At 61.1% G+C, this 12,841-nt stretch carries 12 protein-coding genes; 7 read left to right on the forward strand and 5 right to left on the reverse strand.

Going from position 1 to position 12,841, the window contains the following annotated elements:
• Positions 1 to 6 precede the first annotated feature (6 nt).
• The 4 genes from PPUTUW4_RS05990 to pdxH all read left to right on the forward strand — a co-directional run bounded on the left by PPUTUW4_RS05990 (position 7) and on the right by pdxH (position 5,657).
• Positions 7 to 2,499 (forward strand): beta-galactosidase, encoded by a 2,493-nt coding sequence (locus PPUTUW4_RS05990; protein WP_015093822.1) that lies wholly within the window; start codon positions 7 to 9, stop codon positions 2,497 to 2,499.
• A 219-nt stretch (positions 2,500 to 2,718) separates the two neighbouring features.
• Positions 2,719 to 3,864 carry a serine hydrolase domain-containing protein gene (locus PPUTUW4_RS05995; protein WP_015093823.1) on the forward strand — a complete coding sequence of 382 codons (1,146 nt, stop codon included), beginning with the start codon at positions 2,719 to 2,721 and terminating at the stop codon, positions 3,862 to 3,864.
• A 113-nt stretch (positions 3,865 to 3,977) separates the two neighbouring features.
• Positions 3,978 to 4,985 (forward strand): OmpA family protein, encoded by a 1,008-nt coding sequence (locus PPUTUW4_RS06000; protein WP_015093824.1) that lies wholly within the window; start codon positions 3,978 to 3,980, stop codon positions 4,983 to 4,985.
• A gap of 24 nt (positions 4,986 to 5,009) precedes the next feature.
• Positions 5,010 to 5,657 carry a pyridoxamine 5'-phosphate oxidase gene (pdxH, locus tag PPUTUW4_RS06005; RefSeq protein WP_015093825.1) on the forward strand — a complete coding sequence of 216 codons (648 nt, stop codon included), beginning with the start codon at positions 5,010 to 5,012 and terminating at the stop codon, positions 5,655 to 5,657.
• A gap of 5 nt (positions 5,658 to 5,662) precedes the next feature.
• On the opposite strand, the gene PPUTUW4_RS06010 is transcribed toward pdxH, so the two are convergent.
• Complete coding sequence (locus PPUTUW4_RS06010; protein ID WP_015093826.1) at positions 5,663 to 5,899, reverse strand: hypothetical protein; 237 nt, start codon at positions 5,897 to 5,899, stop codon at positions 5,663 to 5,665.
• Positions 5,900 to 6,063: 164 nt separating this feature from the next.
• Between PPUTUW4_RS06010 and PPUTUW4_RS06015 the strand changes: the two genes are divergently transcribed.
• A complete protein-coding gene (locus tag PPUTUW4_RS06015) occupies positions 6,064 to 6,528 on the forward strand; it encodes a glycine zipper 2TM domain-containing protein (RefSeq protein ID WP_007971612.1) in 465 nt (154 codons plus the stop codon).
• 66 nt (positions 6,529 to 6,594) lie between these two features.
• On the opposite strand, the gene nhaA is transcribed toward PPUTUW4_RS06015, so the two are convergent.
• Positions 6,595 to 7,782 (reverse strand): Na+/H+ antiporter NhaA, encoded by a 1,188-nt coding sequence (gene nhaA / locus PPUTUW4_RS06020; protein ID WP_015093827.1) that lies wholly within the window; start codon positions 7,780 to 7,782, stop codon positions 6,595 to 6,597.
• 246 nt (positions 7,783 to 8,028) lie between these two features.
• On the opposite strand from nhaA, the gene PPUTUW4_RS06025 reads away from it, so the two are divergent.
• Positions 8,029 to 9,126 (forward strand): PLP-dependent cysteine synthase family protein, encoded by a 1,098-nt coding sequence (locus tag PPUTUW4_RS06025; protein WP_177325110.1) that lies wholly within the window; start codon positions 8,029 to 8,031, stop codon positions 9,124 to 9,126.
• A 117-nt stretch (positions 9,127 to 9,243) separates the two neighbouring features.
• Here PPUTUW4_RS06025 and PPUTUW4_RS06030 read toward each other — a convergent pair whose 3' ends face one another.
• Together PPUTUW4_RS06030 and PPUTUW4_RS06035 are read right to left on the reverse strand one after the other, a co-directional pair.
• The gene (locus tag PPUTUW4_RS06030) at positions 9,244 to 10,857 is read right to left on the reverse strand and encodes an NAD(P)/FAD-dependent oxidoreductase (protein WP_015093829.1); all 1,614 of its coding nucleotides are present in this window, start codon (positions 10,855 to 10,857) and stop codon (positions 9,244 to 9,246) included.
• A gap of 95 nt (positions 10,858 to 10,952) precedes the next feature.
• Positions 10,953 to 11,621, reverse strand: coding sequence for a lipoprotein (locus tag PPUTUW4_RS06035; RefSeq protein ID WP_015093830.1), 669 nt, complete (start codon positions 11,619 to 11,621; stop codon positions 10,953 to 10,955).
• A 173-nt stretch (positions 11,622 to 11,794) separates the two neighbouring features.
• On the opposite strand from PPUTUW4_RS06035, the gene PPUTUW4_RS06040 reads away from it, so the two are divergent.
• Positions 11,795 to 12,151, forward strand: a complete 357-nt coding sequence (locus PPUTUW4_RS06040) for a hypothetical protein (protein WP_015093831.1) — start codon at positions 11,795 to 11,797, stop codon at positions 12,149 to 12,151.
• A 12-nt stretch (positions 12,152 to 12,163) separates the two neighbouring features.
• On the opposite strand, the gene PPUTUW4_RS06045 is transcribed toward PPUTUW4_RS06040, so the two are convergent.
• Positions 12,164 to 12,763 (reverse strand): short chain dehydrogenase, encoded by a 600-nt coding sequence (locus PPUTUW4_RS06045; protein ID WP_015093832.1) that lies wholly within the window; start codon positions 12,761 to 12,763, stop codon positions 12,164 to 12,166.
• Between the last annotated feature and the right edge of the window lie 78 nt (positions 12,764 to 12,841).

Raw genomic sequence — 12,841 nt, forward strand, 5'->3', positions numbered from 1 at the left:
GTTCTCATGATTTGCCGTTCGTTGCCTGCCGTATTTGCCCTGTTGTTCGCAACACCGCTGTTGGCCGCCCCCGCCAGCCAGCAGACGCTGTTCAACTTTGTGCGCCCCGCCGACGTGGTCCAGGTGGCGACACAGGACGCCAGCCTGCCGCAATCCAACGCCGAGCAAACCCCTGAAGGCGAAGTGTTGCGCCGGGTGACATTCAACCCGGTCGCCCGGCCGACGTTGCGCCTGACCCCGCAAACCGGTGCCTGGGACTGGTCGCAGTCGGGTGTGATGAGCCTGCGGATCCAGAGCGCGATGAACTGGGCGTTGACCCTGTACGTGACCATCCAGAGCAACGACGGCAAGACCCTGGTCAGTCGCGTCGATTTGCCAGCCGGGCCTGCGCAAACCCTGTTGGTGCCGCTGCAAGCGACATCACCGCTGAGCCAGGGCATGAAGGCCGGCCCGCCGATGCCGATGACCGTTGAGGGCCAGCGTGTGTTGCTGGCCAGCAGCACCGGTGAACTGGATCGCAGCCAGGTGGTGTCCGTGACGTTGTCGATGGACCAGCCCAAAGCCGCGCAAAGCATCCTGTTGGAGCGCTTTGGTGTGCAGGACGGCGAGTCGGTCAGCCAAGTCGTGTATGGCGGGTTGGTGGATGCGTATGGCCAGTCGACCCGGGCCAGATGGCCGGAAAAAGTCAGCAGCGACGAGCAGATGAAAAGCGCCGCCGCCAAGGAACAGCAACAACTGAAAACCTGGCTCGCTGAGCGTCAGAAGTCTTCGCTGGACAAATTTGGCGGATTGACCAAAGGCCCGTCGTTCAAGGCCAGCGGCTTTTTCCACACCGAGAAGCGCAACGGTCGCTGGTATCTGGTGACACCTGAAGGCCATCCGTTCTATTCCCTTGGGGTCAATACCCTGGCCCCGGATGTCAACCAGACCTATGTGGCCGGTCGCGAGTGGATGTTCGAGTCCCTGCCCAAGGCTGACGAGGCGCTGGCCAGCCACTACGGCGAAGGCGACAACCGCGGCGGCAATGGTGCCGATCAAGGGCGCGGCTACAATGCCGGGCGCTGGTACGACTTCTACGGTGCCAATCTGCAACGTTTGTATGGTGATCCTTGCGCGTTGGGCAGCGAAACCAAAGCGGGAGTCGCCGCAGCGGCCAAGGCGGATGCGGTTGAAGCGACAGCGACCAAGGCTGCGGAGCAACCCGTCGCTCCTGCAACCGCCGAGTCCGGCGTCGCCGAAGCGGCCAAGACTGAAGCGACGGTAGCAACAGCGGCAGAGCCAACATCGGTCGAACCGTGCAAAACGTTGTTCGACGAGCAGCGCTGGGCCAGTCACACCCTTGATCGCCTGCAGGCCTGGGGCTTCAACACCATCGGCAACTGGAGCGCCCCGGTACTGGGCAACGCCGATCGCGTGCCATACACCTTGCCGCTGTCGATCGTCGGCGACTACGCCAGCATCAGCACCGGTTCCGACTGGTGGGGCGGCATGCCCGATCCGTTCGACCCGCGTTTTGCCATGGCCACCGAGCGTGCAGTGGCGATTGCCGCTCGCGACCATCGTGACGATCCGTGGCTGATCGGTTACTACGCCGACAACGAACTGGCCTGGGCCGGTCCCGGGGATGATCCCAAAGCCCGTTATGCCCTGGCCTACGGCACCTTGAAAATGACCACCGACGTGCCGGCCAAACGTGCATTCCTCAAGCAACTGCGTGACAAGTACCGCAATCAGGCGGGCCTGTCGAAGGCCTGGGGCATTGATCTGCCCGCCTGGGAATTGATGGAAGATCCGGGATTCGTGCCACCGCTGCCGAGCCCCGAGCACCCGGAAATCGAAGCCGACTTCAAATACTTCCAGAAGGTCTTCGCCGACACTTACTTCAAGACCATTTCCGACTCACTCAAGTGGCACGCGCCAAACCAGCTGCTGCTCGGTGGCCGCTTCGCCATCAGCACGCCGGAAGCCGTGGAGTCCTGCGCCCAGTATTGCGACGTTCTGAGCTTCAACATGTACACCCTACAACCCCAGGATGGTTACGACTTCGCCAAACTGCGCAGTCTCGACAAACCGGTGCTGATCACCGAGTTCAATTTCGGCTCGGCTGATCGTGGGCCGTTCTGGGGCGGCGTCACGCCGTTGGCGAAAGAGGAGGACCGTGGTGCGGCGTATGCCAACTTCCTCAAGCAGGCAATGAGCGAGCCGTCGATTGTCGGTGTGCATTGGTTCCAGTACCTCGATCAACCGGTCACCGGGCGCCTGCTTGACGGTGAAAACGGTCACTTCGGGTTGGTGGGCATCACGGATCTGCCGTTCCAGGGCTTTGTCGACAGTGTGCGCAAGAGCAATCTGGCGACGGCTGAACAATTGGGCAAAGAGGTCGGGAAGGCTGCAGTTGACGCCGACAAAGCCAGCCACGACGCCGAGGGCGGTCGCAAGGCCGAGGCCGGCAAGGGGCCGGGGAAGGGCGCGGGTGGGCACTCCGGCCAAGGCCATTAATCGCTGAAACCGCGTCATCGTTCTTCGCGAGCAGGCTCGCTCCCACTTTGGAATGCATTCTCCTGTGGGAGCGAGCCTGCTCGCGAAGGCGTCATTAGCATCACCACCGCATTTCAAGTTGATGTCAGAGCGACCGCCCAGCCCAACCCTGTTCCCAAAACCCTCAAGGGCTGGAACAATGCCCGCCACTTTGTAGAGCGTTAATCCGGGGAGTTGCGGGTGCAGATTCAGGGTCATTACGAGCTTAAGTTCGAAGCGGTGCGAGAGGCTTTCGCAGCGCTGTTCGACGATCCTCAGGAGCGTGGCGCAGCATTGTGCATTCAGATTGGTGGCGAAACCGTCCTTGATCTGTGGGCCGGCACCGCCGACAAGGACGGGGCCGAGGCGTGGCACAGCGACACCATCGCCAACCTGTTCTCCTGCACCAAGACCTTTACCGCCGTCACCGCGCTGCAACTGGTCGCCGAAGGCAAGCTGCAACTGGATGCGCCGGTGGCGCGCTACTGGCCAGAATTTGCCGCTGCCGGCAAAGCGTCCGTCACCTTGCGTCAACTGCTCTGCCATCAAGCCGGCCTTCCGGCATTGCGCGAGCTGCTGGCCCCCGAAGCCCTCTACGACTGGCAAACCATGGTCGACGCCCTGGCCGCCGAAACGCCGTGGTGGACGCCGGGCGAAGGCCACGGGTATGCGGCGATCACTTATGGCTGGCTGATCGGCGAATTGCTGCGCCGTGCCGACGGTCGTGGGCCGGGGGAATCCATTGTCGCGCGGGTCGCGAAACCGTTGGGCCTGGACTTCCATGTGGGGCTGGCCGACGAAGAGTTCTATCGCGTGGCCCACATTGCGCGGGGCAAGGGCAATGTCGGCGATGCCGCCGCCCAGCGCCTGCTGCAAGTGACCATGCGTGAGCCAACGGCCATGACGACTCGGGCGTTCACCAACCCGCCGTCGATCATGACCAGCACCAACAAGCCCGAGTGGCGACGCATGCAGCAGCCGGCCGCCAATGGCCATGGCAATGCCCGTAGCCTGGCCGGTTTCTACGCCGGTCTGCTCGACGGCAGCCTGCTGGAAAGCGAAATGCTCGATGAGTTGACTCGTGAGCACAGCCTCGGCGAGGACAAGACTTTACTGACCCGAACCCGTTTCGGCCTGGGTTGCATGCTCGATCAACCGGACGTTGCCAATGCCACCTTCGGCCTTGGCCCGCGGGCGTTTGGTCATCCTGGTGCCGGCGGCTCCATCGGCTTTGCCGACCCGGAGCACGATGTAGCCTTCGGATTTGTGACAAATACCCTGGGCCCCTACGTCTTGATGGACCCGCGTGCGCAAAAGCTGGTGCGGGTTCTGGCCACTTGTCTGTAAGGGCGGCTATCGGTCACCAGGGCTGGAACCCGATAGCCTTTTCAGTTTCCAAGCGTCAGTTTGTACGGGCCGACGTGGCCTGATTTTTTTGACTTCATTCTTGTGGATATCCAATGTCATCCAATAAAACCCTCGCCTTGGCCCTGTGCTTCGTCATTACCGGCTGCGCACAGACTCCACAGAAAGACGCGACGGCACCTGTCGCCAAGACTGAAAGCGGCAGCCACTGGTACTGGCCGTTCGGTTCCGACGACAGCGCCGGCAAACCCGTGGCCAAGCCGGAGGTGAAACCTGAAGTCAAACCCGTGGAGGTGGCCAAGGCCGAAACCGATAGCGGCAGCAAGTGGTGGTGGCCGTTCGGCGGCAGCAAGCAGAGCGCCGCCAAGGCTGTGCCGATGCCAGACCCGAAAGTCACCCAGGCCTGGCTTGACGACTACGAACCGCGCCTGCGCGAGGCGGTCAAGGGCAGCAACCTGCAACTCGAGCGCCGCGAAAACGTGCTGGTGGTGACTGCGCCGGTCGAAGGCTCGTTTAACCCTGATCGTCCGGCCATGCTGCTGCCGGTCACACTCGGTCCGTTTACCCGCGTTGCCAAGATCCTTGAAGCCGATCCAAAGACCGCTGTCTTGATCCTCGGCCACAGCGATACGTCCGGCGCGGCACCTGCCAACGTCAAACTGAGCCAGGAGCGTGCCCAGTCCGTTGCGGCGATTTTCCGTCTCAGTGGTTTGCAGCGTGATCGCCTGATGCTGCGAGGCCTGGGCGGTGATGCGCCGCGTGCCGCCAACGACAGCGTGGAAGGTCGTGCGTTGAACCGCCGCGTGGAGTTGCTGGTGACCCCGCAAAACACCATGGCCGCACTGCTGAGCAAGTACAACATGCCGGCACCGGCCCCTGTGACCAAGGTCACTACCGCTGACGCCAAGCCGGTCGCCAAACCGGTTGCACCGGCCCCGGCGGCTAAAAAGGCTGCTGTTCCAGCAGCGAAAAAAGCCCCCGCGAAAAAAGCACCGGCCAAGAAAACACCTGCGAAAACCGCAACGCCGGCAAAAAAGACCACGCCAGCCAAAGCCTCCGCGGCTGACAAGAAAGGCGCCGCCACCGATACTGCAAAGCAGTGATTCGTTAACCAAAAGGAATGCGCCATGACCCAGGGCCTGGCTGATATGCGTCGTGACTACACCCGTGATGGCCTGACCGAGGCACAAGCCCCGGCCGAGCCGTTTGCGTTGTTCCACCAGTGGTTCGCCGACGCGGTGAAAACCGAACAGGCGCCGGTGGAGGCCAACGCCATGACTCTGGCCACCGTCGACCAGGACGGTCGACCGCACTGTCGCATTCTGTTGCTCAAGGGTCTGGACGAACTGGGTTTCACCTTTTTCACCAACTACGAAAGCGCCAAGGGCCAGCATCTGGCCGCGAATCCGTTCGCGGCCATGACGTTTTTCTGGCCGGCGCTGGAGCGTCAGGTGCGCATCGAAGGGCGGGTGGTGAAGGTGACGCCTGAGGAGTCCGACGCCTATTATCAGGTCCGTCCTCTGGGCAGTCGCCTGGGAGCCTGGGCATCGCCGCAAAGCCGCGTGATCGCCGATCGTGGCAAGCTCGAAGCGCTGCTCAAGGACACCGAGCAACGTTTCAGCGACACCCAGCCGCATTGCCCGGAACACTGGGGCGGTTATCGCCTGTTGCCGGAGCGCATCGAGTTCTGGCAGGGCCGCCCGAGTCGCCTGCACGACCGCCTCAATTACCGGCAGCAGGGCGCCGACTGGATTCTTGAACGTCTGGCACCCTGAGCAGTCTACCGATCGGGATAGCCTGCCGCAGCGGCCTCCAGCCACTTCGGCAGGTCTCGACGCTTGATCTTCTGCGCCTGGGCACTCGCCAACTGTTCGAGCATGAAGGCTTTTTTCTGCTCGTCCTTGCCCGCCAGCGCTAGCGCCAGGTCGCGGTCCATCCAGCGCTTTATCCGCACGTACAGCCACCAGTGGAAGTACAGTCCAGCGACGGTAGTAACGAAAATGATAAAGTAGTCCATGAAAGTCCTTGGCCGGTGGGGCAGTTTCCGATTTTGCCGCTACTGTGCGAGTTCGTGAAGGCACCTTAACGGAGCCTGAATCAAAGCAATTTTACCCGGGCGGTGCCGTGACAAGCGTCAAGCTGCGGAGTTTAATGAACATCTGTTTCTTTGGAGTTGATGCTATGCGTAAGTCTGTTCTGCTGGTTGCTTCCTTTTCCACGATGGCGATGTTGCTCACTGGTTGCCAATCGAGCCTGACCGGTGACTCCTACTCCCGTGACGAGGCGCGTCGCGTGCAGACCGTTCGCATGGGTACCATCGAAGCATTGCGTCCGGTGAAAATCGAAGGCACCAAAACCCCGATCGGCGGCGCTGCAGGCGCAGTGGTTGGCGGCGTTGGCGGCAGCGCCATCGGTGGCGGCAAAGGCAGTATCGTTGCTGCGGTCATCGGCGCAGTCGCTGGCGGCCTGATCGGTTCGGCCGCAGAAGAGGGCATGACCCGCACCCAGGGCGTGGAAATCACCGTGCGCGAAGACGATGGCAGCATGCGCGCCTACGTTCAGGAAGTTCAGCCGAACGAAGTGTTCCGTGTTGGCGAGCGTGTGCGCATCGCCAGTGTGAATGGCACCAGCCGCGTTTCGCACTAAGCGCAAACACCGGATAAACAAAAACCCGATCAGGTGACTGATCGGGTTTTTTGTTTTCGCGGTTTATCAGGAGGCCAGGCCGGAGCTCTTGCGACTCGCCATCGCGGTCACCCCATAACCGATTAGTGCGGCGAGAATCGAACCGGTCAGGATTCCCATGCGATCCATTCCGGCGAAATCGCTTACACCCGGTTCAAAGGCCAGTGAGCCGACAAACAGACTCATGGTGAAACCGATACCGCAGAGAATCGCTACGCCCAGTATCTGGCCCCAATTGGCGCCTTGGGGCAGGGCGGCGATACCGGTTTTCACGGCCAGCCAGGTCAGGCCGAAGACACCGACAGTCTTGCCCAGTAGCAGCCCGATGGCGATGCCCATGGGAACGTGATGGGTGAAACTTTCGACGGTGACGCCGCTCAGGGACAGGCCGGCGTTGGCGAAGGCGAACAGCGGCAGGATGCCGTAGGCGACCCACGGGTGCAGGGCGTGTTCCAGGGCCAGCAGTGGCGAAGGTTCGGCATTTTTTGTGCGCAGCGGAATGCAGAAAGCCAGGGTTACGCCGGCCAGCGTGGCGTGGACACCGCTCTTGAGCACGCAGACCCAGAGGATCAGACCAATGATCATGTACGGCCCGAGCTTGACTACACCAAGCCGGTTCATCCCGATCAGCGCAGCAATAGAGGCGGCGGCCAGCGCTAGGGACAGGGTCGACAGGGCACCGGAATAGAAGATCGCAATGATGATGATCGCGCCGAGGTCGTCGATGATCGCCAGGGTCATCAGGAACAGTTTCAGCGAAACCGGAACCCGTTTGCCAAGCAACGCCAGCACGCCAAGGGCGAAGGCAATGTCGGTCGCGGTCGGGATCGCCCAGCCGTTGAGGGCCGGTGGCGTGTCGCGGTTGAGGTACCAGTAGATCAGCGCCGGCACCACCATGCCGCCAATGGCCGCCGCGCCAGGCAGGACGATTTGCGACGGTTTGGACAACTGGCCGTCGAGGACTTCGCGCTTCACTTCCAGGCCGATCAGCAGGAAGAACAGCGCCATCAGGCCGTCGTTGATCCATAGCAGCAACGGCTTGGCGATTTTCAGTGCGCCGACCTGGGCCACCACCGGAGTGTCCAGCAGGCCGTTGTACAGCCACGACAGCGGTGAGTTGTTGATGATCAGAGCCAGAACGGCAGCGGCGATCAGTAACAGACCGCTGGCAGCTTCCAACTGAAAGAAACGCGTGAAAGTGCTACGCAGAGGCAAGGTCGCTCTCCATCTGTGAATTCAAAAGGTGTTACACCCTAACAAGTACTGTTAGTTGTTAAAACAAAAGTTATATTCTTTTTTGTTATATCCCGTTACAGGGCGATCCGTCGCCACCGAGCTGAGCCTAGCAGTTGCCGGACGTATTGGATCGCAGCTGTACCTGTGCCGGATGCAGGATTTTTCCTAAGCTGGTTGGATGGGCCTCGTACAAAGGCCAACTCCTGCCGATTCAACGAGAAAACCATCATGAGCGACAACCGACAGTGGTCCCGCGAGGCGATTCGGATCATCGAAGCTGATTATCAGCGCAGCGCCGACACCCACTTGATCCCCTTGCCGCTCCCGGGTTTTCCGGGCATCGAGTTGTATTTCAAGGATGAGTCCAGCCATCCCACGGGCAGCCTCAAGCACCGCCTGGCCCGATCGCTGTTCCTGTATGCGCTGTGTAACGGCTGGCTCAAACCCGGTGCGCCGGTCATTGAGGCTTCCAGCGGTTCCACGGCGATTTCCGAAGCGTACTTTGCACGCATGCTGGGCTTGCCGTTCATTGCGGTGATGCCGGCGACAACCTCAAAGGAAAAGATCGCGCAGATCGCCTTCTACGGTGGCCAAAGTCATCTGGTCGACGACCCGACCCAGATCTACGCCGAGTCCGAGCGTCTGGCTCGTGAGCACGACGGGCACTTCATCGATCAGTTCACCTACGCTGAGCGCGCCACCGACTGGCGAGCGAACAACAATATTGCCGAGTCGATTTTTCAGCAGATGCGATTCGAGCAGCATCCCGAGCCGAGCTGGCTGATTTCCAGCCCCGGTACCGGAGGCACCACGGCCACACTGGGCCGATACGTGCGTTATCGCCAGCATTGCACTCGCGTGCTGTGTGCCGATGCCGAGCGTTCGGTGTTCTTCGATTACTACCAGACTGGCGATGCCAGCCTGCGACTGGACCACGGTTCGCGCATCGAGGGCATTGGCCGGCCGCGTGTGGAGGCGTCGTTTCTGCCCAAGGTGATCGACGCCATGGTCAAGGTGCCGGATGCCCTGTCACTGGCGGCCATGCACTACCTGGCGGAACGCCTGGGACGCCATGTGGGCGGGTCGAGCGGGACCAACCTGATCGGCGCCCTGATGGCCGCTCAGCACATGAAAGCGGCAGGGGAGACGGGGTCGATGGTGGCGATTCTGTGTGACAGCGGCGAACGTTATGCCACGACCTATTACGATCTGCAGTGGCTCAAGGCCCAGGGGTATGAGTTGAGTGGTCTGATGGCTGCGGTCGCGGCGACGGTGGAGCGGGGTGAGCCGCTGCCGGACTCGGTTCTGCGTGCCAATATCTGACACACAGAAGATCAAACGTGGGAGCGGGCTTGCTCGCGAAAGCGGTGGATCAGCCAACACATATGTTGGATGTGAAACCGCCTTCGCGAGCAAGCCCGCTCCCACATCAGGCTGGTATCAGGCGTCGAGACCGAGGATATCCCGGGCCACTGCTTCTGCAATCCGAATCCCGTCCACACCCGCCGACAGAATCCCGCCCGCATAACCGGCACCTTCACCGGCCGGGAACAAGCCTTTCACGTTCAGGCTCTGCATCGACTCATTGCGGGTAATACGCAGCGGCGAGGAGGTGCGGGTCTCGATGCCGGTCAACACCGCGTCGTGCAGCGAGTAACCACGAATCTGCTTCTCGAACGCCGGCAAGGCTTCGCGAATCGCTTCGATGGCGAACGCCGGCAATGCCAACGCCAGATCACCCAGGGCAACGCCTGGCTTGTAGGACGGCTCGACACTGCCCAGTTCGGTGGACGGCTTGCCCGCGATGAAATCGCCGACCAGTTGCGCCGGGGCTTCGTAGTTGCTGCCGCCCAGCACAAAGGCGTGGGATTCCAGGCGTTCCTGCAGCTCGATACCGGCCAGCGGGCCGCCCGGATAATCGACTTCCGGCGTGATGCCGACAACGATCCCGGAGTTGGCATTGCGCTCGTTACGCGAGTACTGGCTCATGCCATTGGTGACCACGCGGTTCGGCTCGGATGTCGCTGCCACCACGGTACCACCCGGGCACATGCAGAAGCTGTAGACCGAACGGCCGTTCTTGGCGTGGTGCACCAGTTTGTAGTCGGCGGCGCCGAGTTTCGGGTGCCCGGCGTACTTGCCCAACCGCGCGCGGTCGATCAGCGACTGTGGGTGCTCGATACGGAAACCCACCGAGAAAGGCTTGGCCTCCATGTACACGCCACGGCCGTGGAGCATGCGGAAGGTATCGCGGGCACTGTGGCCGAGGGCCAGGATCACATGTTTCGAATGGATCTGTTCGCCGCCATTAAGCTTGACGCCGACCAGCTGGCCGTCTTCGATCAGCACGTCGGTGACACGCTGCTGGAAGCGCACTTCACCACCCAGTGCGCGAATCTGCTCACGCATGTTTTCCACCACGCCGGTCAGGCGGAACGTACCGATGTGCGGCTTGCTGACGTAGAGGATTTCTTCCGGTGCGCCCGCCTTGACGAACTCGTGCAGGACCTTGCGACCGAGGAACTTCGGATCCTTGATCTGGCTGTAGAGCTTGCCGTCGGAGAATGTCCCCGCGCCGCCTTCGCCGAATTGCACGTTGGATTCGGGGTTGAGCACGCTTTTGCGCCACAGGCCCCAAGTGTCCTTGGTGCGCTGGCGGACTTCGGTGCCGCGTTCGAGGATGATCGGCTTGAAGCCCATTTGCGCCAGCAGCAGCCCGGCGAAAATCCCGCACGGACCGAAGCCGACGACGATCGGACGTGAACTCAGGTCGGCCGGTGCCTGGCCAACCATTTTATAGCTGACATCCGGCGCCACGTTGACGTTACGGTCATCGGCGAACCTGTGCAGCACCGCCGCCTCGTCGCGAACTTCAAGGTCGATGGTGTAGATGAAGCACAGCTCGGAGGACTTTTTACGTGCATCGTAGCTGCGCTTGAACAAGGTGAAGTCGAGCAGGTCATCGTTGGCAAGCCCTAAGCGCTGCACGATGGCAGGGCGCAGGTCTTCATCGGGATGGTCGATCGGCAACTTGAGTTCGGTGATTCGTAACATGGCGGGATCCGGTTCGCGGGGCGCACAACTGCGCCAGGGCGTTTGAAACCCGCGATTATAAGCCGCAAAGGCACAGGCCCGTGAGGCTTAAACGATCAGTCGTCGCGCGATCCGCCGAAATACCCGCAGCCGCGCTGTACCTGACCGTCGATGCGCAGCTCGGCGCTCATGTGCTGGATGCTGCCGGTGCTGCTGTCGACGCAGCGTTGCGGTGCAACCCACAGTTCGATGTGCTGGTTGTTGGCTTCGGTGCTGAGGTTGAAACGGCCATCGCCCAGTTGCTCTTCGACGTAAGGCAGGGCCAAGGGTGGCTGGCCGGCCCGGTCGATGACCATGCCTTTGCCACTGACTTTTACGTTCCATTCCGGGGAGTGGCCGGCGGCACGCAGGATCAGCGGCTTGAAATTCGGATCGTCGCACGCGTTGCTCGAGCGCTCGACGCGGTACAACTGCTCCAGATCGAGTTGGCCGTCACCACCGCTGCCGGCCACAACCCGTCCACGCACGTCGGCAAACAGTTTGCCTTGCTTGTCCGCCAGGCTGGCGGCCTGCTGCAGGACGCTGGTACCGCCGGTGTCGTTGACCACGTAGCGGGTTGTCTGGTTGCACGGCTGGAACAGCAATTTGCCGTCCGCCGCAGTCAACTGGCCTTGCATGCGTGTCTGGCCGACGTGGGAGGCGTTCTGCCGCTCACCCTCGAACAACTGGCAAGCGGCGAACAGCGGAAGCAGGGCAACGAGGACTAAGGAACGGGCAACACGCATCTTGGGGTCTCCTGACAAGTGCTGCCACGTTACTCAGGCTGACCGTTCATCACAAGGCTGGAGTGGGGCTCTGGCACAGTGAAGGGCGAATTGCGGCAATATCTTGTGAATTATTCCGATGCCGAGTATCAGGATGCCAAAGGTAAGCTGCCGCTTTTTTGCAGGAAGCGGATATGAAACAGGCAATGGGCTGGAAGATCGGGTTGTTTCTGTTGGTGATGACGGGGGCCACGAGCAGTCACGCTGCCGAGATCAATTTGTCTTCGGCAACCGATTTCACCCGGATGGAATTGCTGTTGAAGGACAGCGACAGGCTTCATTCGGTGCTGGAGATGAATGTCACGCTCAGTCCTGAGGCAACTGAGCGTATGCACCGCATTACCCGTGAGTCGATAGGCCAGAAATTGACGCTGTCGATCAATGGCTGGAAGATTTCTACGGCGACGGTGCAATCGGCTTTGGGCTCGCAGTTCCAGGTGTCCATCCCGAAAGCCATCGCCAAAGACCTATTGCCCACGTTGGTTGATTGAGCTTGAACCGACTCAGCCTACGTGAAAGGTCTGACCCGTTTGCAGGCCTTCTACGCTTTTGGCGTAGGCCAAGGCCACATCTACTGCCGGTACCGGCTTGAAGCCACGGAAGTACGGCGCGTATTTGCCCATGGCTTCGACGAGGACGTTGGGGCTGATCGAGTTCACCCGCAGGCCCCGCGGCAGTTCGATGGCGGCGGCGCGAACGAAGCTGTCCAGTGCACCGTTGACCAGCGCCGCCGAGGCGCCACTGCGAATCGGGTCGTGGCTGAGTACGCCGGTAGTGAAGGTGAACGACGCACCGTCATTGGCGAAGTCGCGACCGATCAACAGCAAATTGACCTGGCCCATGAGCTTGTCTTTCAGGCCCAGGGCAAAGCTTTCTTCGGTCATCTCATTGAGCGGTGCGAAGGTCACGTTGCCGGCGGCGCAGATCAACGCATCAAACTTGCCGGTCTGCTCGAACAATTTGCGAATCGAGGCGCTGTCACTGATGTCCACCTGAAAATCGCCGCTGTTGCGGCCAATCCGGATGATTTCGTGGCGTTGCGACAGTTCCTTGTCAACTGCCGAACCGATGGTGCCGTTTGCGCCGATCAAAAGAATTTTCATGGGGCTGATCCTCGTATGGGTTGAACGAGGTATCAGTTTAGGGTGGTTTTTTTCGTAGATAAGCGAGCTAATAGGCAA

Source organism: Pseudomonas sp. UW4, from assembly GCF_000316175.1.
GTDB classification, from domain to species: domain Bacteria; phylum Pseudomonadota; class Gammaproteobacteria; order Pseudomonadales; family Pseudomonadaceae; genus Aquipseudomonas; species Aquipseudomonas laurylsulfatiphila.

Bases quoted from the DNA above. Each gene is read 5' to 3' on its own strand.
- PPUTUW4_RS05990 (WP_015093822.1), top strand. From the start codon at position 7: ATGATTTGCCGTTCGTTGCCTGCCGTATTTGCCCTGTTGTTCGCAACA.
- PPUTUW4_RS06015 (WP_007971612.1), top strand. From the start codon at position 6,064: ATGCGTAAGTCTGTTCTGCTGGTTGCTTCCTTTTCCACGATGGCGATG.
- PPUTUW4_RS06000 (WP_015093824.1), top strand. From the start codon at position 3,978: ATGTCATCCAATAAAACCCTCGCCTTGGCCCTGTGCTTCGTCATTACC.
- PPUTUW4_RS06010 (WP_015093826.1), bottom strand. From the start codon at position 5,899: ATGGACTACTTTATCATTTTCGTTACTACCGTCGCTGGACTGTACTTC.
- pdxH (WP_015093825.1), top strand. From the start codon at position 5,010: ATGACCCAGGGCCTGGCTGATATGCGTCGTGACTACACCCGTGATGGC.
- PPUTUW4_RS06045 (WP_015093832.1), bottom strand. From the start codon at position 12,763: ATGAAAATTCTTTTGATCGGCGCAAACGGCACCATCGGTTCGGCAGTT.
- PPUTUW4_RS06040 (WP_015093831.1), top strand. From the start codon at position 11,795: ATGAAACAGGCAATGGGCTGGAAGATCGGGTTGTTTCTGTTGGTGATG.
- PPUTUW4_RS06035 (WP_015093830.1), bottom strand. From the start codon at position 11,621: ATGCGTGTTGCCCGTTCCTTAGTCCTCGTTGCCCTGCTTCCGCTGTTC.
- PPUTUW4_RS06030 (WP_015093829.1), bottom strand. From the start codon at position 10,857: ATGTTACGAATCACCGAACTCAAGTTGCCGATCGACCATCCCGATGAA.